18 protein-coding genes are annotated in these 20,096 nt (G+C 40.0%); 10 read left to right on the top strand and 8 right to left on the bottom strand.

Features of this window, described 5'->3' with window-relative positions; translation table 11 throughout:
• The first annotated feature begins 254 nt into the window (after nucleotides 1-254).
• Together WNY98_RS15350 and WNY98_RS15345 are read left to right on the top strand one after the other, a co-directional pair.
• Complete coding sequence (locus WNY98_RS15350; protein WP_342878326.1) at nucleotides 255-959, top strand: hypothetical protein; 705 nt, start codon at nucleotides 255-257, stop codon at nucleotides 957-959.
• Between the two features lie 120 nt (nucleotides 960-1,079).
• A complete protein-coding gene (locus WNY98_RS15345) occupies nucleotides 1,080-1,823 on the top strand; it encodes a zinc-dependent metalloprotease family protein (protein ID WP_076924912.1) in 744 nt (247 codons plus the stop codon).
• A gap of 92 nt (nucleotides 1,824-1,915) precedes the next feature.
• Here the strand turns inward: WNY98_RS15345 and WNY98_RS15340 are convergent, their stop codons facing one another.
• Entirely contained in the window at nucleotides 1,916-3,136 is a 1,221-nt protein-coding gene (locus WNY98_RS15340) for an ectonucleotide pyrophosphatase/phosphodiesterase (protein WP_024599443.1), read from the bottom strand.
• A 162-nt stretch (nucleotides 3,137-3,298) separates the two neighbouring features.
• On the opposite strand from WNY98_RS15340, the gene dgt reads away from it, so the two are divergent.
• The gene (gene dgt, locus WNY98_RS15335; protein ID WP_342878325.1) at nucleotides 3,299-4,765 is read left to right on the top strand and encodes a dGTPase; all 1,467 of its coding nucleotides are present in this window, start codon (nucleotides 3,299-3,301) and stop codon (nucleotides 4,763-4,765) included.
• Nucleotides 4,766-4,837: 72 nt separating this feature from the next.
• Complete coding sequence (locus WNY98_RS15330; RefSeq protein ID WP_342878324.1) at nucleotides 4,838-6,487, top strand: cell surface protein; 1,650 nt, start codon at nucleotides 4,838-4,840, stop codon at nucleotides 6,485-6,487.
• A 530-nt stretch (nucleotides 6,488-7,017) separates the two neighbouring features.
• Here WNY98_RS15330 and WNY98_RS15325 read toward each other — a convergent pair.
• The 3 genes from WNY98_RS15325 to WNY98_RS15315 all read right to left on the bottom strand — a co-directional run bounded on the left by WNY98_RS15325 (nucleotide 7,018) and on the right by WNY98_RS15315 (nucleotide 9,075).
• Complete coding sequence (locus WNY98_RS15325) at nucleotides 7,018-7,896, bottom strand: bile acid:sodium symporter family protein (protein WP_342878323.1); 879 nt, start codon at nucleotides 7,894-7,896, stop codon at nucleotides 7,018-7,020.
• 90 nt (nucleotides 7,897-7,986) lie between these two features.
• Nucleotides 7,987-8,568, bottom strand: coding sequence for a uracil-DNA glycosylase family protein (locus tag WNY98_RS15320; RefSeq protein WP_342878322.1), 582 nt, complete (start codon nucleotides 8,566-8,568; stop codon nucleotides 7,987-7,989).
• 150 nt (nucleotides 8,569-8,718) lie between these two features.
• Nucleotides 8,719-9,075 (bottom strand): VOC family protein, encoded by a 357-nt coding sequence (locus WNY98_RS15315; RefSeq protein WP_197185261.1) that lies wholly within the window; start codon nucleotides 9,073-9,075, stop codon nucleotides 8,719-8,721.
• A gap of 224 nt (nucleotides 9,076-9,299) precedes the next feature.
• Here WNY98_RS15315 and WNY98_RS15310 point away from each other — a divergent pair, with 224 nt between their 5' ends.
• Genes WNY98_RS15310 through WNY98_RS15300 form a run of 3 tightly spaced genes read left to right on the top strand, consistent with a single transcriptional unit; the run spans nucleotide 9,300 to nucleotide 11,571 of the window.
• Complete coding sequence (locus tag WNY98_RS15310; RefSeq protein WP_342878321.1) at nucleotides 9,300-9,641, top strand: hypothetical protein; 342 nt, start codon at nucleotides 9,300-9,302, stop codon at nucleotides 9,639-9,641.
• Nucleotides 9,638-11,239, top strand: coding sequence for a PepSY-associated TM helix domain-containing protein (locus tag WNY98_RS15305; protein WP_342878320.1), 1,602 nt, complete (start codon nucleotides 9,638-9,640; stop codon nucleotides 11,237-11,239). Before WNY98_RS15310 ends, WNY98_RS15305 begins: the two co-directional genes overlap by 4 nt.
• Nucleotides 11,236-11,571, top strand: coding sequence for a DUF3325 domain-containing protein (locus WNY98_RS15300; protein ID WP_342878319.1), 336 nt, complete (start codon nucleotides 11,236-11,238; stop codon nucleotides 11,569-11,571). Before WNY98_RS15305 ends, WNY98_RS15300 begins: the two co-directional genes overlap by 4 nt.
• A 475-nt stretch (nucleotides 11,572-12,046) precedes the next feature.
• On the opposite strand, the gene WNY98_RS15295 is transcribed toward WNY98_RS15300, so the two are convergent.
• Nucleotides 12,047-12,568: a lipocalin family protein gene (locus tag WNY98_RS15295; protein WP_342878318.1), complete on the bottom strand. Its 522-nt coding sequence runs from the start codon at nucleotides 12,566-12,568 to the stop codon at nucleotides 12,047-12,049.
• 130 nt (nucleotides 12,569-12,698) lie between these two features.
• Between WNY98_RS15295 and WNY98_RS15290 the strand changes: the two genes are divergently transcribed.
• The 3 genes from WNY98_RS15290 (at nucleotide 12,699) to WNY98_RS15280 (ending at nucleotide 14,330) form a co-directional block, all read left to right on the top strand.
• Nucleotides 12,699-13,154, top strand: coding sequence for a YaiI/YqxD family protein (locus tag WNY98_RS15290; protein ID WP_342878317.1), 456 nt, complete (start codon nucleotides 12,699-12,701; stop codon nucleotides 13,152-13,154).
• Nucleotide 13,155: 1 nt separating this feature from the next.
• Nucleotides 13,156-13,719, top strand: a complete 564-nt coding sequence (locus WNY98_RS15285) for a hypothetical protein (RefSeq protein ID WP_342878316.1) — start codon at nucleotides 13,156-13,158, stop codon at nucleotides 13,717-13,719.
• A 218-nt stretch (nucleotides 13,720-13,937) separates the two neighbouring features.
• The gene (locus WNY98_RS15280) at nucleotides 13,938-14,330 is read left to right on the top strand and encodes an ACT domain-containing protein (protein ID WP_342878315.1); all 393 of its coding nucleotides are present in this window, start codon (nucleotides 13,938-13,940) and stop codon (nucleotides 14,328-14,330) included.
• Nucleotides 14,331-14,512: 182 nt separating this feature from the next.
• Here the strand turns inward: WNY98_RS15280 and WNY98_RS15275 are convergent, their stop codons facing one another.
• From WNY98_RS15275 to WNY98_RS15265, 3 genes are read right to left on the bottom strand one after another with little or no spacing between them, the layout of a single operon-like run.
• The gene (locus tag WNY98_RS15275; protein ID WP_197185253.1) at nucleotides 14,513-15,169 is read right to left on the bottom strand and encodes a class I SAM-dependent methyltransferase; all 657 of its coding nucleotides are present in this window, start codon (nucleotides 15,167-15,169) and stop codon (nucleotides 14,513-14,515) included.
• 28 nt (nucleotides 15,170-15,197) lie between these two features.
• Nucleotides 15,198-18,848: an AAA family ATPase gene (locus WNY98_RS15270; protein ID WP_342878314.1), complete on the bottom strand. Its 3,651-nt coding sequence runs from the start codon at nucleotides 18,846-18,848 to the stop codon at nucleotides 15,198-15,200.
• Nucleotides 18,845-20,092, bottom strand: a complete 1,248-nt coding sequence (locus WNY98_RS15265; RefSeq protein WP_342878313.1) for an exonuclease SbcCD subunit D C-terminal domain-containing protein — start codon at nucleotides 20,090-20,092, stop codon at nucleotides 18,845-18,847. Before WNY98_RS15265 ends, WNY98_RS15270 begins: the two co-directional genes overlap by 4 nt.
• Between the last annotated feature and the right edge of the window lie 4 nt (nucleotides 20,093-20,096).

Below are 20,096 nucleotides of genomic sequence, written 5' to 3'. Positions count from 1 at the left end.
AAAAGCCACTTTTAACCATTGTATTTAACTAAACAAACAAGTACCCACAAACGCGCCAAAGCCCGCATAAACCCTGCAAAAAACCAATACCAAAAAGAGTGAAAAACATACCAAAAATAAATATCCTTATACTTTATAAGGGATTATGGAATTCAGAATTAATTCTTTTCGGTTACATTTATTATCTTGATCTAATCCATTTAATAATATAAAAAGTAACAAATAGTTAACCAAAAACACTAAAAGAGAAACAAATGAAGAGATCTGTCGTCTTACTAATTGCTATACCATTATCGGCATTTGCAGTTTATGGGCTATTTTTTAATGCAGATGAAACGGGCGAACCTATCGCGCCCGTTGCTATAGACTTTGTTCCTATTGATTTACAAAAAACACGCAATACATATCCCCCTGCACCTATTGATATGAGTAAAGATCCAATTACCGTTAAACCCATTGTTGCCCCAGACAACAGTTTACCGTTTGAAGAATTTGATGCCGTAAACCGCCTATCCGACAAAGCCAAGCAAGTGCTCATAAACGCAAAAGTTTTACCTACCGACTTGCATAACGAAGCCTACATTGAGTTTGATTTAAATTCTTTACAGGCGTTAGAAACTGGCGAAAACTTTGATTTAGCTATTCCGCAAACAGCCGAAACATTCACCGCAGAGGTGACTAATGTGGTTGAGTCTGAAAATGGCGACAAGAGCATATTTGGCAAAATAGTGGGTGTTGATGGCCGCATGCATAATACCGTTTTAACGGTAGGTAAAGATGCCGTATATGGCCAATTTACTGCGCCCTCTGGCAATTATGTATTCGAAAGTAAAGGTAAGTACGGATGGATTGCAGCAAAACGCGATTTATATAAAAGCCACATAGAGCATGAAGTAACCGCACCAAAACCCAAATCAGATAAAAGCATCGATATATTTGCACCAAAAATTGATGGCTAACCAAAAAATATAAAAACAATTAAAGCCGCACTCTAAGGCAGCTTTAGTGTGTCTGCTTTTTATGAGCTCAACCAAGTTAAAAACAAGTTCCAACCACAACAAGAGTAAGGAAATACAATAATGAAAAAAGTAATCACAACAACCGCACTGGCTGCGGCATTATGTGCAGCAAGTGCTGCACAAGCAGAAACCATCGATATCGGTATTTTATATACCGACCAATCAGCTGCTGCAACTAGTAATATTGACACTAAAATAAATCAACTAATTGCTTTTAGTAATCAGGTATATAGCCAAAATGGCGTTGATATAACACTACGCTTAGCTGGCAAACAAAACTTAGGTGACTACGCAGTAACGCCGTCTGAGGATTGGTTAGATTCGGTTACAAATAGCAGCTACGTAGATGGTTTACGCAGCGATTGGAAAGCCGACATGATTGCCGTATTAGGTACTGGCCAAAGTGCTGGCAATGGGCTTATTTCATGTGGTTTAGCATGGGTTGGTCAAGGTACTAATGGCAACCTATACAGCTCTATGAGCAGCCGTATGTACTCAATCACTGCAATTGACTGTGGTGCAACTACATTCGTACACGAACTTGGTCATAACCAAGGTTTAGCGCATTCACGCAAACAAGGTGACACGTCAGGCGGTGTATATGTAGATGGCATGGGTCATGGCGTACAAAATGAGTTTGCAAGTATTATGGCTTACCCGCACGTTTACGGTAGCGCAACTCAGTACGATTACTTCTCTAACCCTGGCTGGAGCGTAAACGGTATTGCATTTGGTATTACAAACCAAGCGCATGCAATTCGCACGGTTACTGCTACAAAAACAAGTATTGCTAACTTTAAATAAGCTGCCCAATAAAAAAGTGGGCTAAAGTAGCCCACTTTAAAGTGTTAACATGTTCTTCCCTGCAGAGCGCTTACGCGCTCTTTTAGATTAAACTAATGCACAACCACTTTTTGCTTAATTGCTGGCATTAACGTTTTTCCATTGCCATCTACTTTGTTTAACAATTTAAGTCCCATCACTTTTGCAAGTACTGGATAAATATCAAGGTTATTTACTTCTTTAAGGCTTACACCTTGTTTAAATGCAGGGCCTACAGCAATAAATGATGCTGCCATATCTTCTGTATATGCATAACCGTGAGTCCCTAAATAGGTTGGTTTTTTACCATTGGTAAATACCGCTGGCGCTGTAGTTTGCACCACAATATCGCCGACGCGAGTGCCTTTATTATAATGGTACGCTGCTAATTGCTCGTCTGTTAATACTATATAACGACCGTTTGACGCATCTCGTAAACGTGCTTTGTAACCTTCAATATCAGCGTTTTTAGCATCAGGCTGAGTATATATAAGTAAACGTGGGCCCGTATTTTTAACTAAAAAGTTTTCATCTTTAGGTAGTGTGGTTACATCAATGCTTTTATCTGGATCTATACTCGTCATACCGTGATCCGAGACAATAACTAAGTTTACCTCTTGCTCTAATTTACTTAAGCGAGTTTGTAATTGCCCCATTAATTCATCAAGCTGTTTAACTGCATCACGCGTTTGTGGTGCGTCTGGTCCAAACTCATGGCCCATGCTATCAACTAGCGAAAAGTAACTCGCAATAAAACGCGGGCGCTGTGCTTTTGGTAAACTTAACCACTGAATAATTTGATCAACACGGCTTTGGTAATCGCTGTATTTAGAATAGTGATAAAAGTAATCTGGTGTCATGCCGTTAAATAATGCATCTGACTCAGGCCAAAAATAAGTAGCCGATTTAAGTCCCTGCATTTTTGCTAAATTCCAAAGCGGAATCCCCTTCACCCAAGTGCTATCGCCCAATGCTTTGCCCATGCTGTAACAGTCGTTTTTACGCGCTTTATCACAAAAGCTATTATCAACAATGCCATGGTTTACCGGCAATAAGCCCGTAATAATAGAAATATGGTTAGGAAACGTTTTAGTTGGATAAACAGGTATTAGTTTTTGTGCGCGAACACCGCGCTCGGCCATTGCTTTTAAATTTGGCGCGCCGTGTTTTTCAATATAATCCCAACGCAGGCCATCGATTGATACAAGCACCACAGTTTGCTCTTTTGCAGCAAATGCGCTGTTCATTCCTAACATTAGGCAAATTGATACTGCCTTTAAAATCCACTGTTTCATTATAAACACCTATAAATGCACAACAATTACTCAAAAAATTATTTTAAAGCAAGTTGTTACTTTATGATACAAACTGATAGATTAAACCCTGTATATTAAAGACAAATGACTATGTGCTAAAAACTATGCCAGTCATCAATTGTAAAAAGGATAAGTATAAAGATGACCATAGATTTTAGTAAAAAAATAACGCCAGCACGAATGTATCGCACAACCTCTAACTTACAAATGGCGCTAGAAAGCGACCGTGGCCGGATTATTAACAGTGCCGCTATTCGCAGGCTTCAGCAAAAAACCCAAGTGTTTCCCCTTGAACGCAACGCAGCTGTTCGTTCGCGCTTAACTCACTCGCTTGAGGTACAACAGGTTGGTCGTTTTATAGTGCAACGTATTTTTGCAAATTTAAGCTACCAACAACAAAAAGATTACGGCTTAACCGACCTAGAACGCCCCCTGGAAAGCTTAGTAGAAATGGCCTGCCTAATGCACGATATAGGCAACCCACCGTTTGGACATTTTGGCGAAGCTGCAATAAACCACTGGTTTAATAACAACCTAGCAAGTGTAACACCCGAGCGCTGCAAAGAGCCCAATACCGGTATAGGTGTTGTTTTTAAACACCTTGCGCTTGATATTTGTAACTTTGAAGGCAACGCTCAAGGCATACGTATAATTCATTCGTTGCAAACGCTTAATTTAACTTACAGCCAAAGTGCTGGTATTTTAAAATACACTCGCCCTGCTGGGCTTGATGTAAAAGACATACCCCAAAATAAAAACTACTTAATGAAAAAAGTGGGTTACTACTACAGCGAAAAAAACTTTGTTGAAGCGCTACAAAAAGAGCTCACTATTGAGCCATATTGCCGCCATCCAGCAAGTTACATAATGGAAGCCGCCGACGACATTTCGTATTGCCTAGCCGATATAGAGGATGCTGTTGAAAAAGGGATCATAAGCACCGAATTCTTATGTACACAGCTTAAAAGTCATTATAAAAAAGCACTTATAAACCTAACAATAGACGATACAGAGCACCAAACTTTTGTAGATAAAGCAGTTGACTACGCACATGAGCGCGCCAAAGCACAACCGTATAACTTTAACAGCGAATTTTTTATATACCTGCGCGTAGCACTTTTACATCCGCTAGTTGGACATGCTGCAAAACGCTTTATTGAGAACATAGAACCTATTTATCATGGCGATTTTAACCAAGCACTTTTAGAAGATAGGAGCCATCTACACGCTGTAACCAAAATGCTAAAGCAAGTGGCACTTGAGCATGTATTTTCAAACAAAGAAGTCGAAAAATTAGAGCTACAAGGGTATCGCATAATTAATGGTTTGCTCGATTGCTATAAACCATTACTGCTACTAAACAAGGATGACTTTAAGCGTGCACTAAATGGCGATTCACGTTTATTAATAGAGTCGCGACTTGTTAAAAAGCTCTCTAAAAAGCACTTAAACAGTTACCAACACGCAATAGATGCGATGCAAGAAGAGCCCGATCACTTTGCGGCGTATGAATTTTATTATCGCTGTAGATTAATTCAAGATTATATAAGCGGTATGACCGACCAATTTGCTTACGATGAATATCGCAGCCTTATGGTTATTGATTAGTCGTATTACTCTGGATAATTTTTAATTTTGCGCTTAAAATCAAACTATTAATATTTAAGCGCGCATAACTTCATGATATCAAAACTAATTAGATTTACCCTTTGCTTTGCCTTATTTTATAGTGCGCAAAGTGCTGCATACAACGAAGCTATGTGCATTTTAATTAAACAAGAAATGCAGCAAAATAGTAATAATAAAGCGAGTCAAAAATACCGTAAAGCTGCGCGTGATTACAAAAATAACTGTAATAAGCCAAAAGAAATTCAAGCACAACCTAAGCCCCAAATAATAGAGCCTGAGCCGACTATTATTACTCAGCCACAACCTAAAACTGTTGAACCTGCCCCTGTAATTAAACCTACTGAAGAAGCTGTTAAAGAAAGCATCAACGAGCAAACCCTTAATTTAACTAATGATCAAAAACAACAAATTAACGATCAGCTAAATACCAACAGTAACGAAATAGTAATTGATGCAGAGCCAACAAAAGCAGTACCCGAGCAAGTAGTTACAGAGCAAAAAAACGAAGCCGCAATAGAGCAAGTAAAACCTGCGACGCCAGAGCAAAACGTTCAACCTACGCCTGAAAATCCTGTACTTGTAAAACCAGCACCGGTGTTAACTAAACCAGCGCCTGTAATTGCGCCGCAACCTATAGCACAAAGCCCAAGCTCGTTACTTTTACCCACTTTAATACTTGTTATAGTGGTACTTATTGGCGCTATGGTCGTCGTGCGCCTGCGCCGTGCAAAACAAAGTAAAGCGATGGCAGAACCTACTATGGCGGCTCCACCTGAAGTTAAATCAGAAAAAATTGCTACGCCAGTGAAACCTGAAACTAAAACAACAAAAGAGCCAGAGATTGAGCCTGTCGTCATCAACGAAGTAACACAAAATAATAAACCAGTTGAGAGCAGCGTAGAGGCAAATGAAGAGCCTTTAGAGCCTACGAACACTTCACAAAATGCTGATATTGAACATACACCACCGCAAATTTCAGATGAGCAAAACAACGTAGTTACATCATCGCAAACAAGAGAAATTGAGCCTGCACAAATAGAGCCAGCAGATACTTTAGAGCAAACAAGTACCGCTACGTTTAACGAAGTAAAACAAAAACCTGAGCCTAATACAGCCGAGTTTGAAGCCGCCGCCAAAACAACCTTAGAGCGTATTAAAAATGCCAGCAGCTTTAATGAGCCAGAAGTACGCGACTTTGACCCAGATGCAAAGCCTGAAAAAAAACAACGTAAGCACCATACAGCGCAAGTAACGGAGCCTGCGCCAATAGAAGCCGAACACAACACTGTAGAGCCGGTTATTAGTACTCCTGAGCCAGTAACAGCGAGTGAGCCGGTTGTAGATTTACACGCACCAGAGCAAATAGCTGACGCTCAATCGACTACATATACAACAGAGCAAGACTTTAAAGAACCAGAGGTACGTACATTTAACCCAGATGCACCATTACCTGGTGAAAAGCCGATGCCTAAAAAACAAAGCTCAACACCTGAGCAAGCACAAACAACACCGCCAGTTGATGAGCCACAAAGTGAGCCTAAAAAAGCAGACAGTAACAATCCATTTGCTAACTTATCGTTAGACTCAAGCTGGGATCCTGACTCAACTGAAAAACCCAAAATAGAAGAGAAAAAACGCGCACCTAAATCGCAAGCATTAATAGATGCAGAAGAACGCGCTAAAAACATGCAAACCAAATAGTAAGTTTTAAAGTAGCGCCTTACAAAGTGAGGCGCTGTTTTAGTAACCAAATAATTAATACCAACCTGCATAAATCTTTGATCAATTTAACGAATTAAATTGCACTATACCGTCGTTAAAAATTTTTATTTACGACTGCATGGATGCAGGAGGTAGAGCAATGCAGGGAGCAATTGCCGAGAACGACTAGATATAAAAATTTTTGCCTAGTTCTAGCGTAATTTTCTTAACGTTAAATAGACCCCATATATAAGCAGATTGGTATAACTGCTTTTTCACCCCATATTACTTACACTTTTGTTCTATCCTCAAATGCGCTTTAGTGATTAGAAGCTTTGCTCCTCGCGCGAGCAAGCTCAGCGCATAGCGTAAAATTTCAGCTTGAGAGTTTTTAGTAAGCCTACAACTTGTTGACGCGATGGGTGCAGAGCATATATTTAACTGGTGGTATTTTTAGGCTGGAGTTTACGGCTACGTTATCCGTAGCCTTGAATTAAAGTAACTTGGTCAACATGCCCTAATTAAAAGTCCTAGTTAACAGCCCTAGCGGTACGTTTATTTTTAAGCTTTAACCCGCCAATTAATAGCAGTGGCCCTATAAACATAGCAAGGCCATACACGCCGCCGGTAACTGCATATTCGGGTTTATTCAAAAAGCTAATAGCAATTAAAATAGCTAACGATGCATTTTGAATTCCAACCTCAATTGAAAGCGTCAGCGAGTCGGTTACATCAAACCTAGAAAGCTTAGCGATAAACCACCCTACCACCATAGAACCTATATTTAACGCTAGGCACGCCCAAAATACATCGTTAAATGAGCTAACTAATAAATCGCGCTCTTTTATTACTAATGCGGCAATCATCATAAGCATAAAAAACAACGAGAAGCGTCTAAAAAATGGCTCTGTCTTAATGGCAAAATCACTTTTAAAGTGACGTAACCAAATGCCTATAGCAACTGGCACTAAGGTAATAAAAAATAATCCAAGCGATGTTGTTAAAATAGAAAAGCTAGCATCGTCTGCTGGGGCAAACTGACTCATAGCAAAGCCAATAATAAACGGTGTGGTCACTATACTAATTGCGGTAGAGGCAGCAGTTAAACTTACCGAAAGCGCTAAATTAGCTTTAGCAAGCTGGCTTACTACATTTGACATAGTACCGCCTGGGCAGGCAGCTAATATCATTAAACCAATAGCTATAGGCGTTGGTAGGTTAAGTAAATAACACAGCCCTAATGCTAATAAAGGCATTGCTACAAGTTGGCCCATTAAACCCATAACAATGGCAAGCGGGCTTTTAAATAGACGAGTAAAATCGGTTGTTGTGAGCCCAAGACCCATACCAAACATAATAAGTGCAAGAGCGAGCGGAAGTATTACTTCGGTTAATATAGATGCATTCAAGTTAGACAGCCTCGTTTATTATTGTTATTAATTGCAGTGTTAGTTTTTAACTGTAACGCCCCTTTACAATAAATCCTAATACTAGAAGCGTTACTTATTTAAAATAGTAGCAATGCGTTTATCCAGTTCTGGAAGTACATCTTGTTCAAACCAGGGGTTCTTTTTAAGCCATATATTATTGCGCGGGCTGGGGTGAGGAAGCACTAAATAGTTTGGCCAATACTCACGCCACGATTTTACTAACTCCGTAAGTGGCATTTTTTTAGTCTCTGGTAAATGATACGCCTGCGCGTATTTACCTAATACTATTGTCAGCTCAATATTTGGTAGTGCAGCCAATAATCGCTCGCGCCATGCTGGGGCGCATTCTTTTCTAGGTGGTAAATCACCCGACTTACCCCTACCCGGATAGCAAAAGCCCATAGGTAAAATGGCTATATTATTAGCGTCGTAAAATTCATCACGTGTTAGTCCAAGCCATTCTCGCAGGCGATTTCCACTTGCATCGTTAAATGGCACGCCTGTTTCATGAACTTTTACCCCAGGTGCTTGGCCTGCAATTAAAATACGTGCATTTGGGCTAAATTGTATTACAGGTCGAGCCCCTAAAGGTAAATGAGGTTCACAGATCACGCATTTACTAACGTGGTCTATTAATTGGCGATTACTCATGTTTATTTGGCCTTAAATGCTTAATATTTATCCTAAATGGCCATTTAGGGTAAATGAGTTGGTAAAAAATCGGTTTATTTTATCTGAAACGGCGATTAGTTAGTAAAATCGTGATCTTTAAACTCATTCACGCTACAGGCCTTATAAAACCTATTGTTTTTCTGCCCATACGGCAAATTCATTGCCGCTAGGCTCTGCAAAATGAAACCGGCAACCACCCGGAAATTCAAAAATAGGTTTTAATATTGTGCCACCATGGAGTTGTACTTTTTTATACGTGGCGTGAATGTCGTTACTATAAAAAACCAATAGCGCAGCACCGTTTTGAGTAAGCGATTTAAGCGGTGCATTAAAAAAACCGCCATCAAGCCCTTGGCCACTAAATGCCGTGTATTCTGGGCCGTAGTCAGTAAACTGCCAATTAAATACACAACTAAAAAAAGCTTTAGTTGCGTGTAAATCGCATGCAGGAAACTCAACGTAATTTAGTTTTTCGTGATCGCTCATCGTTATTTCACTCTTTATTTTTAGTCAGTTTATTAACCTTAAGCTTTACATACAGCCTGTGCAATATCATTAAACAATAACAGATCAGTATTTTACTAAGTAAGTAAGCATAACTTACTTAAAAGTTAAATATCACAAATGAGAATAACTATCTTTTGTATTTGTAACATATATAATAGCGCCTTTGTTTTATTCTCCGCTTTAAATAAAGGGATTAATTAACTATGCAAGCACCTTTGCACAGTGCGCCATACTATAAGGTTAACGTAATTGCGCTTATAGTAAAAAGCGTAAGCTGTTATCGAGCTTTGGTATTTTTACGTTTTTTTATTGCCATAATTGGTGGCTATGCCTTTACCTCTGCAAGTACTGCGTTATTAAGTTTTGTATTGCCAATAGCTAAGCAAGACGCTGTATTGTTTAGTGTTTCAATTAGCATTTTAATTTATGCCGTAGTATTTATTTATGCCTTTAGCGTTAAATCATTAAAAACAGTGTGGATCAGTATTTTACTAAGTATGGGTGTGTTCATTGCGTTGCTTGGGTTACTGAAGGGTTGGGTATGAAAGACAGTTTTTTCAGATCGATGACTTGGTTACACACTTGGGTAGGGTTACTCGTTTGCTGGTTATTATATTTAATATTTTTTGCAGGAACTCTTAGCTTTTTTAGAGACGAAATAACGTTGTGGAATCAACCAGCCATTCATAATGTGCAGGCCCAAACACAGCGTATAGAAGCGCAAAAACAACAAATAATTACCGGATTTGATTACTTAGCTAGCCATGGAGCTCACTCATCAAGCTGGCGTATTACATTACCCGAGCCGCGTATTCCTTATTTAATTTATGGTTATGCAAAACCAAAAGAGCCAGGCCAGCGCCGCAGCCGGTTTGAAAACACACAGCTAAACCCTAATACCATGCAAGAGCTTGAGCCCTTTGTAGATACTAAAGGCGGTAACTTTTTTTATCGGTTGCATTATGATTTACATTATATGGATGCAATAACTGCACGCTGGATTGTATGCTTTGCTAGCTTTTTTATGCTGATTGCTATTATATCGGGCGTGGTTATTCATAAGCGTATTTTTAAAGATATGTTTAGCTTTAGGCGTAACAAAGGTAGCCGTACATGGTTAGATGCCCATAACTTAAGCTCAGTGCTTGCTCTTCCTTTTCATTTAATGATTACTTACACAGGCATGATTACACTCATATTTATGTTGTTTCCCTACCCTGCGCAAACGTCTTACGATAACGGCATGCGTGGCTTTTTTAACGATGTAACCCCTCGCAACACCATGACCGATAAAGCCCAAGGCGAATCACCAATAGTGCCGATTCAAAGTATTTTAGATCAGGTTTATACTAAGTGGCCTCATGCAGATATTACCCGAGTACAAGTTAACCAACCAAATATGGCAGCTTCAACAATTACCGTATTGGTAAGCGCAGGTAAAACACTACGTGACCAAGCACCACGCTTAATATTTAGTGGTGCTACAGGGCAAATGGTCGCTCAAACTGATGACGAGCTAACTAGCAGCAAAGCGCTTTACGAATCGCTTAATTCAATGCATACAGGGCGTTTAGCTACGTGGTTGTTACGCTGGTTATATGTATTAGGCGGTATTGCAGGCTGTGTAATGATTGGCTCTGGCTGTATTATGTGGGCTAAACGAATTCGCGAGCGAACTAAAAACAACGTTAAACCTTCGTTTGGTTTAAAACTAGTTGAAGGGTTAAACCTAGCCACTATTATGGGGCTTCCACTGGCAACGTGTGCATTTTTTATCGCTAACAGACTACTTAGCCCAACGGTCGCAGAGCGCGCCGATAAAGAAGTACTCGCGTTCTTTTTAACATGGCTGGCCGTGGCTGTTATTGCCCTTTTAAAACGAGATAGGCTGCAATGGCGAGTTATGGCAGCTATAAATGCTGTTGCATGTTTTAGCGTACCGGTTATTAATGCACTTACAACTAACGACAACATAGTTAGCTATTTGATGCACAAACAGTGGGCATTATTTACTTTTGATGCACTATTTTTACTGTTTAGTATATTGTTTTTTATACAAACCGAAAAATTACGTACTGCTAAAAACAACTCAAAAATAATCACCCCTAGCCAATCTAATAATCTTAAAAGACAAAAATCATGATTGATTTACTAGGTTTTAGCCTATGTTTGCTCAGTTTTAACTGTTTTGCGCTAGCTAAGTTTAATCACTTTAAAGACGTATTTAACAAACGTCCTACAGAATCCCAACGTAAAAAGCTGTTGCTAGCTGCTTGGATCAGTATTTTACTAAGCTTAGTACTTTGTATAGTTACTCAAGGTGGATATGGAGCATTACTATTTTGTGGACTTATGAGTCTAAGTATCTTAATTATAATGGTTTTTTATAATTTTTTAGTAGGCTACGTGAAGTGGTTTAGTGTTTTAAATAGCGTGTTAGTTGTACTAAGTGGGCTGTTTTTAGCGTTAAACTAGCCTTAGTTAGTAAAAACCTGATCCGTTACTTTCTCATAGATTAGGGCGTGTTGATCTTTGGTGGGTGAATTTGCAGCAGACTGTTTGGTATTTAGGCAAGGCAGAGCCTATGTAGTGTGGTTATTCCCCATAAATAGGCGATAACGCAGCATAAATACCAAACATGCGCTGCCCTTTGGGTTCTTTCTAGGGACGATTAACTCTTTGTTGCTCGGTTTTTACTTAGCCCACTAGGTTACAAACCTCGCGCCGCGATTTAATCGCCCCTAGATTGAACAGATTTCAATCCATAAAGATCAACACGCCCTAGGCAAAAAAAATGGCAAGCTATATAGCTTGCCAACAATAGGGGATATTCAGTGTTTCCAATACTTGCTGTCTCACGGCAAGTACACACAATATAACCATAATATATTTAAGTTACTTTACAGTTAGGTGACTCTTTTATTACTACTGTAAAGGGGCTTTACATTGTTTATTGCTCAACCCAAATTATTTCATCGGTAGCAAAGCCCAACTCTTTAGCTTTAGTTAAAAAATGATCTTTAAGCTCTTTGCTAACCGTTGGTGTACGCGACAAAAACCACAAGTAATCTTTGTTGTAACTGGTTATAAATGCATATTGGTAATCGGGTTGGTCAAGTTCAAAAATCACGTAAGCACCATAAAATGGACCAAAAAACGAGACTTTAAAATGCCCTGTGTCGGTGCCCTCAACAAACTTGGCCAAGCCTTCGGCGTCATCCCATTTTTTATCATCCGTTAAATACCCTTTGTTAAGGACCTTTACCGTGCCATCGTCGTTAATTGAATATGTAGCGGTAACTTGCTCCATACCTTCTTCGAATGAGTGATTAAGACGCGCTATTTCAAACCATTTGCCTTTATATTTTTGTATATCAAAGTTTTTAACGGGTGTTATTCCCTCAGGAGGGCTGGTGCAGGCACTAAGAAAAAATAACCCTGTAATAAGTAAACCGTATTTAATAGCCTTCATGTAAGCTCCTTTTTTAATTACATAAATCGTACGTATTATCTAAATATAGATGGATATAAAGTTTGCTAGCCGATTAAAAAAATTTGCTATAGGATCGTATTAATTCTAAAGCAATAAAAATGACCATAGCATGAAAATTTGGGTAGATGCAGACGCGTGTCCTGTTGTTATAAAAGAAATACTTTTTAGAGCTGCAGAGCGCATGAAAATCGAGACTATTTTAGTGGCCAATCACGCAATGCGTATTCCGCCGTCAAAATATATAAGCCGCGTTCAAGTATCGTCAGGGTTTGATGTAGCCGACGATGAAATAGTAAAACGTATTGAAAAAGGCGATTTAGTTATTACGGGCGATATTCCGCTAGCAAGTGAAGTAATTGATAACGGCGGGCAATCACTCAACCCGCGTGGCGAGCTTTATACCACCGAGAATATCCGTTCAATACTTAACGTGCGCGACTTTATGGATACCATGCGCTCAAGTGGCGTAGAAATGAGTGGTGGGCCGCCTCCACTTAGTCAAACCGATCGCCAAAACTTTGCAAATAATCTTGACCGTATTTTAGCGCAAAACAAGGCTAACTAACTTGAACACACAATTAGTTGGCTTAGGCGATACGCAATTTAGCGTGGCAGTGTACGTAGCAAAAGCGCCGCCAATGCCTTTTTTTGAAACACTTGAATGCCTTGAGCCTGTTATAAATGAGCAAATAAAGACTATAAACCAGCACTGTGGTAATGGTTGGCGTAAGGTATTTAACGTTTACGCCAAAGTGCTATTTTCCCTGCCAAGTGAGCATTACTCATTTGCTAAACAAGCCCCTACTTGGCAACAATATCGCGATGAGTATTTACTACAAAAAAATAGTAAAACCGCCCTGCTATTTAGCGCACCTAACACTATTATTACTTGCGCAGATAAAGCTACTAGCAATAAAAACCAGTTACACATAATTGCAGGGCGTACGCACGCTAAAAACTTATTACAACAAGGTAAGTTACATGCACAGTTTGATTGGCTTGACGACGAGTTTGCAATAGACGCTACCAACAACATTATTGTGTGCCCATATTTTGATTACAGGCAACTAAGTAATATAAAAATTGCGAGATTAAGCGAACTAGTCGCGCAGCTAAAAATGACTAAGTAACCTGAACTCTGGATAATAAATCTATCTCAAGCAGCTATTTTCAGCGCTAACTGCGTTGAATTTACTTGCAATAGGCCAGCTATTGACGCGTAAATTCGCCTTGCTTTCACTGAAAATCTCTGGCTAGAGAAAATAAATTTAAATATCAAAATAATTTAATATGTTAGTAAATATCTTAACCAGAGTTCAGGTTAAATAACACATTGTAGGAAACGACCATGGCCGGAATTTTAGAGTTAAACCAATTATTAAAATCAATGCAGCCAGCGCTTAAGCAAGGCGAGTATATTTTTTGTTGCTTAGCAGGCTCACTTGCCGATTATGTTCATTTAGAGCCACTTGCTACTTATGTTGAAGAAGAGGGGCTAACCCTTATTTTAAAAGCTGAAACCGCCGACAACGCAGGTATTACTTACGAAGGTAAATATAACTTAATTACCCTTAACGTACATTCAAGCTTAGAGGCCGTTGGATTAACGGCTGCGGTATCTGCAAAGCTGACTGAGCATGGCATTAGCGCTAATGTGGTAGCTGCGTTTTATCACGACCATATTTTTGTACAAACAGATAAAGCACAAGCCGCGATGAAAGCGCTTGGAGAGATTGGTTAGCTTTGCTGGCACAGCAATGATCTGAGTGATGTGGATATTAGAGCGTCGGGTGGCGCTTCGCTTAACCGACCTACGCATAAAATAAAAGCGTGGTGTAGAGAGGTTTATATAAAAACACCGAGTTTGCTCACTCGGTGTTTTTATTGGTACTAAATAGCGGGTGCTTGATTAGCTTGTAAAAATTAAACTACATACCCACTAAAGCCAAGCGCCTTAAAATACAGCTTCGGAATGCCAAATTTGCACTCATTTAGCAATTCGCTAAAGCGCATTCTATCAAGTGGGTAAAACTCATTTTCTAAGTCGTGCCCTGTTTGTGTTTTACCTGTTTCGGTTAAACCCAATTGCGCGCACGTTGTAAGCTGGGCTTCGCGCTCAAATGAAGTTTCGGGGCGCATCAAATCTGCAATATAAAGGTTTGCGTCTTTTTTGAGGCTTCCTTTAATTGCTTTTAATAGCTCTTTTTTATCGCCGTTATCTTCTACAAAATGCATTACTAATAAACATAAAACGGCATCGGCTTTAACCGATAACTTATCAACTGGGCCATTATGAATATTTACGCGACTTGTTATACCTTGCTCGTCAAATTGCTGCTTTGCGATAGCAAGCATATCGGCTGATGTATCTTGCGCAGTAAATTGCCACGTAGGGTTTAGTGCCGCTAATGCGAGTACTTCTTTGCCGGTGCCTGCCCCTACTACTAAAACATGCGCATTGTCGCTTAGCGTTGCTTGTAGCTGCGCGTTTGTGAGCTGATGTAATAATTCATAACCAGGAACTAAACGGGTTATACGGCTATCGTATTGTGTTGCTTGCTCGCCTGTAAACGTTGGCATTGTATCTCCTTGTTTTCAGTAATGTTGCTTATAAAACTTCAACTGTGGAATATCCACCTGGCTTTTTGGCTACATGCACTTGAGTGGCTACACGCTCGCTCATTTGTGTTACGTGCGATATAACGCCTACTTTTCTGCCTTGTGCTTGCAATGAATCAAGAGCGTCCATTGCAATGCTTAAGGTTTCGCTGTCTAACGTACCAAACCCTTCGTCAATAAACAAAGAATTGATTTGTACTTTGTTTGACGAAAGCGATGCTAAACCAAGTGCAAGCGCTAGCGATACTAAAAATGACTCACCGCCCGAGAGTGTATTAACAGAGCGTTGCTCGTCGGCCATGTCACGATCGATAATTGCAATGTCGAGTGTTTGCGCTATGGCGGTTAATTCGTAGCGTTTGTTGAGTGTTTTTAAATGGCTGTTGGCATAGTGCAGTAATATTTTTAACGTTTGTGTTTGCGCTAAGTTACGCATGGTTTTACCCGTTGCATCACCCAATACTTTATTAAGCAAGTGCCATTGTTCAACCTGCGTTTTAAGCGTAGTTAACTCAGCTTGTTTGCCTTCAAGCGCTTTAGCGTTTTGGTTGTGTTGCTCAATGGCGGTATTGGTTGCCAGTAATGAATTTTGCAGCTGCGTTTGTTGCTCGTTTAAGCTGCTTAATTGTGTACTTAAAATCTCTGCACTTTGCGTTGGTTTATCGCTACTGTTGTGTTTTTCAAGAGTAAGTTGCTGCTGTTTTAATGCGGCATTTGCATCGGTTAGCGCTTGAGTTAACTGCTCGTGCTGGTTTAAATGCGCTTTAATAGTCTCGCTACTAAGTGTTAGTAAAATTTTGACCTGTTCATGCGTTGCATTACTGTATTGCGCTTTAAAGTCAGTAAACCACTGGTTATAACGTTCCTCAAGCGTTGCTAGTTCTTGGCTGTTTTCAAGTAAGCGTTGCTCAACATTTTTAAGCGTTATAGCGTGCTCATCTCGTTGTTTTATCGCGTTGTCATAGGCTTTTTGACTCGCTTGAACCTGCGATTGCATTTGCTCTTGTGCACTTGTGAGTTTTGCTTGGTAGTCGTCTGCACTTATTTGCTCATTATTAAATAAAGCTAAGCGCTCACTTTGTACAGCGTTTAATAGCTCTTTAGCTTTTATAAGCTCTTCATTAAGTGCTTTTAACGATTGCTCGTTGTTACTTATAAGCGGGGTGAGCTGCTTTATTTGCTCATTAGCTGAGTCTTGATGTTTTTGGCTTTGCTCAAGTTGCGTTTGAGTTTGCTGATACTGCGTAACCTGCTCGTGCAGCTCGCTAAGTCCAAGCGTATTGGCCTGTAGTTGCTGCCAAAAATCACTGTTTTCAAATTGGCTATTGAGCGTTGTACCGAGCTCGTTAATTTGCGCACTTAGCTCGCTATGCTTACTCGTTAACTGGTTTTGCTGATGTGTAAGCTCAAGGTGTTTGTTACTAAGTTGCTGCTGTACTTGCTGCTCGGCTTTAAGTGCTGCTTGTAGCTCATTTACTTTAGTTTGCAGTGTACGTTGACGTTTTTGTTGCTCAAAGTATTGCGCTTTTTGCCCCGTTAACTGCTTATAAGTTACTTCAAGCTGATCAGGCGTTAAGTCGTTAAGCTCAGTGCGTGCACCTTGCATAGTATTTTTAATGTCGAGCTGTTTAGCTTTTGCCGTTTGTATTATTTGCTCAAGTTGTCCGTGTTCAGCAGTTAATACGGCATGTTGAGTTTGATGCTTATGCAGCTCGCTTTGTGCATGATCAAATTGCTTTTTAGCTATATTAAAAGCATTTTCAAAATCAGTAATTAAGTTATTTAATTGCTGATTTTGATTTACCGCATACGGGTGCTCAGTTGAGCCGCACACTAAACAAGGCTCATTAGGGCGAAGCTCAGTGCGTAAATGCTCTACATTTTCGCTGGCTCTTAAGCGCGCTTGGTTAAGTGCGTACTCGCTACCTTTAAGCGATTGCTCGCTGGTTATTAAATGCTGATTAAGTAAAGCATGGGCTTGCTGACTTTCATTTAATTGCTGATTAAGTACTTGTTGGCGTTGAGTGCTTTGCTTTAGTTCTGCGTTAAATTGCCCGTAACGCTCGCGCTGCTCTTTTAAGTAATCAATACTTTTTAACTGCGCGTCGCAGTGCTCTGCATTAAATTCATTAAGCTGAGTATTTAATGCCTGTAAAGTTGATTGCTCACCACTAAGTGCCACCTCGCTCTGCTGCACTTTATTATTTTGCGTATTTAAAAGATAGCTCTGATTTGCAAGCTCGCTATTAAGTGTTTGGCTTTGCGCAGCGTTTGCAGTTAATTGCTGCTGTGCATTTAAGTAGGTATTAAAGCTTTGCTGATAGTAGCTCCAGTCTTTTGCTAAAACGTGCAGCTGTGCATGCTCATTAAGCCATTGCTGGCTTTTAGTTGAGTCGGTATTAGCAAATTCAAGCTCACTATTGCTTTGTTTAAGCTGCTGTGCAAGCTTATCAAACTGAGATTGATCTTTGGTTATTTGTGACTCAGTGCCTTTTACAGCTTGAGTTTGTAAGGCAATGTTACTGTCGAGCTCTCTTGCTTTAGCTATAACGGGCGCTGCATTTTGTTTTTGCTCATTGGCGTTATTAAGCAGCTCGGTATGCTTAGTAAGCGAGGTATTACGCTCGTTAATTACCGCTAAATGATCAACACTTTTGAGCGATGAAATTTGAAGATCCAACTCCGTATTTTGATCGGTTAACAAATTAAAACGGCTGCGGTTATCTTTAATTTCAAGCGCTTGTTTAGCTTGTTTTGCCTGCTCGCTTTGCTCAACGATACTTTCAAGCGCTGAGCTTGCATGTTGCTGGGTTTGCTGTGCTTGCAGTAAGTTTTGCTCAAGCACTGTAGCTTGCTGATACCAGTTAAGTGCTTTTTCGGTTTTGGTTAGCTCTTTTTTAGTGTGTTCGGTTTGCGCTTTTAAATCGGTTAACTTGGTTTGTTGTAGTTCAAGTTCTTCCGGTGTTAACAAGGTATAGCTTTCAAGGCCTGCTTTAAGCGCTTCAAGCTTTGCTACTTGCTCTTTATGGCGCTCAAAAATACGCACGCCAATACGGCTAAATTTATCGGTGCCTGTTAAGCACTCTAAAAGCTGCGCTCGCTCATCGCCAGTGGCTTTTAAAAATGCAGCAAACTCATGTTGCGCTAAAAGTACGGCTCGGGAGAACTGCTCAAAGTTAAGCCCTATTTTACTCTCGACTTCTTTTATTGTGTGGCTTTTGTCAGCTATTAAAGTTTCGTCTGGCAGAGTAACTAATGTGTGCTCTGCTACTTTAAGTTTGCCTGTTACTTTTTTATGAGTGCGTGAAATTGTATAGCGCGCGCGATAAAGCTGTTTGTCTTGCCCTAAAAAGTCGACCTCAGCGTAGCCTTCCCATGTACCTCTGCGTAGTAAGTTTCGCGCATCATTTAGCTTAATGCTGTCGCCATTAAACTCAATTAAGTTACCTTTATCGCCGCGTAGCCTCGCTGTTTTTGTATAAAGGGCTAAACAAATAGCATCTAAAAAGGTACTTTTACCAGCGCCAGTATCGCCTGTGATGGCAAACAATCCTGCATCTTTTAATGGGGCTTTAGTAAAGTCTATTTCAGCATCAACTATTGAAGCCAAATTATGAATACGAACTGCGGTTATTTTCATAGTTGTTCTTGCTCCGTAAGCTCGTTTATCACGTCACTTAAAAGTGCTTTTAGCTCATCGGGTACACTTTGCCCTGCCATGTCTTTATCGTTTGCGAATGCTTGTTCTAATAGGTTTAGTGGGTTGAGCATTTCAACTTCGCTTAAATCTTCAAATACGGTGTTGTCGTCATTTTGAACTGATTGTTCACGTACACGTTCAATACCACAAAATTTAATATGCTTGTTTTCAAGTGCTTGTTCTATTTGTTCTCTGAAGGTGGTATCGGTATCACTTGATTTAAGCTTTACACGTAAATAAGGCGCTATTGTATTTTGTGCAGTGTCGAGCGCTTTAATTTGCTCGCATAGTTCGCTTAATGGTACACACTCCCCTTTTGGTAAAATAATTACATCGGCAGAGCGCGGAATGTAAAGGGGGTTTACAGTTGTACTAATATGTTGTTTATCATCAGTAATAAACTCAATAATATTTACTTGGTGCGTGTAGTTACGCTCTGAAAACGACATAGGGATAGGTGTGCCGCTGTATCGAATAACATCACTTTTAGCAACCTGCTGCGCTTTATGTAAGTGCCCAAGGGCGACGTAGTTGGCTTGTTTACCAAATACATTAGCTGAAATAGACTCTTCACCCCCTATTACTAAGTTACGCTCAGAATCACTTGAAATGTCCCCGCCTTTTGCGTGTAAATGCCCCATAACTATTAATGGTGAGTTTTGCTCGTTTATATTAGTAGCGTGTTCTAGTGCAAGCTCGTAAGCTTTTGAAACGCCTTGTGCATAACTAGGACCGTTTTCGGTTTGGCTAAGCAAACTTACATCGCTTGCACGCAAAAATGGCATAGCGACGATTACAGCGCGTTTACCATTGGTATTTACGGTAATAACAGTTTCATCGGGTGTTGCAACATCAAAGCGCCCTACTACGTGAGTATCAAACTGTGCAAGTAATGGCTGAGCTGCCAAAATACGATTTGCAGAGTCGTGGTTACCCGCAATAATCACTACGTGTAATAGTGGGCATGCTTTTTTTGCGTCTTTAATAAATTGATAAAGCTGGTTTTCGGCGCTCGCACTTGGAGTCGCGGTATGATAAATGTCGCCAGCTACTAAAAGTAAGTCTATTTGTTGATCAACAAGAGTGGCTAATAACCATGTAAAAAAAGCTTGATGTTCAACACGGCGATCGTGTTCGTAAAATTGTTGGCCAAGGTGCCAATCTGAGGTGTGGAGGACTTTCATGTCG

The sequence above is a fragment of the Pseudoalteromonas sp. AS71 genome, from assembly GCF_038900275.1.
Lineage (GTDB): Bacteria > Pseudomonadota > Gammaproteobacteria > Enterobacterales > Alteromonadaceae > Pseudoalteromonas.
This window is presented reverse-complemented; position numbering and strand designations above follow the sequence as displayed.

Bases quoted from the DNA above. Each gene is read 5' to 3' on its own strand.
- WNY98_RS15350 (WP_342878326.1), top strand. From the start codon at position 255: ATGAAGAGATCTGTCGTCTTACTAATTGCTATACCATTATCGGCATTT.
- WNY98_RS15345 (WP_076924912.1), top strand. From the start codon at position 1,080: ATGAAAAAAGTAATCACAACAACCGCACTGGCTGCGGCATTATGTGCA.
- WNY98_RS15340 (WP_024599443.1), bottom strand. From the start codon at position 3,136: ATGAAACAGTGGATTTTAAAGGCAGTATCAATTTGCCTAATGTTAGGA.
- dgt (WP_342878325.1), top strand. From the start codon at position 3,299: ATGACCATAGATTTTAGTAAAAAAATAACGCCAGCACGAATGTATCGC.
- WNY98_RS15330 (WP_342878324.1), top strand. From the start codon at position 4,838: ATGATATCAAAACTAATTAGATTTACCCTTTGCTTTGCCTTATTTTAT.
- WNY98_RS15320 (WP_342878322.1), bottom strand. From the start codon at position 8,568: ATGAGTAATCGCCAATTAATAGACCACGTTAGTAAATGCGTGATCTGT.
- WNY98_RS15315 (WP_197185261.1), bottom strand. From the start codon at position 9,075: ATGAGCGATCACGAAAAACTAAATTACGTTGAGTTTCCTGCATGCGAT.
- WNY98_RS15310 (WP_342878321.1), top strand. From the start codon at position 9,300: ATGCAAGCACCTTTGCACAGTGCGCCATACTATAAGGTTAACGTAATT.
- WNY98_RS15305 (WP_342878320.1), top strand. From the start codon at position 9,638: ATGAAAGACAGTTTTTTCAGATCGATGACTTGGTTACACACTTGGGTA.
- WNY98_RS15300 (WP_342878319.1), top strand. From the start codon at position 11,236: ATGATTGATTTACTAGGTTTTAGCCTATGTTTGCTCAGTTTTAACTGT.
- WNY98_RS15295 (WP_342878318.1), bottom strand. From the start codon at position 12,568: ATGAAGGCTATTAAATACGGTTTACTTATTACAGGGTTATTTTTTCTT.
- WNY98_RS15290 (WP_342878317.1), top strand. From the start codon at position 12,699: ATGAAAATTTGGGTAGATGCAGACGCGTGTCCTGTTGTTATAAAAGAA.
- WNY98_RS15280 (WP_342878315.1), top strand. From the start codon at position 13,938: ATGGCCGGAATTTTAGAGTTAAACCAATTATTAAAATCAATGCAGCCA.
- WNY98_RS15275 (WP_197185253.1), bottom strand. From the start codon at position 15,169: ATGCCAACGTTTACAGGCGAGCAAGCAACACAATACGATAGCCGTATA.
- WNY98_RS15270 (WP_342878314.1), bottom strand. From the start codon at position 18,848: ATGAAAATAACCGCAGTTCGTATTCATAATTTGGCTTCAATAGTTGAT.
- WNY98_RS15265 (WP_342878313.1), bottom strand. From the start codon at position 20,092: ATGAAAGTCCTCCACACCTCAGATTGGCACCTTGGCCAACAATTTTAC.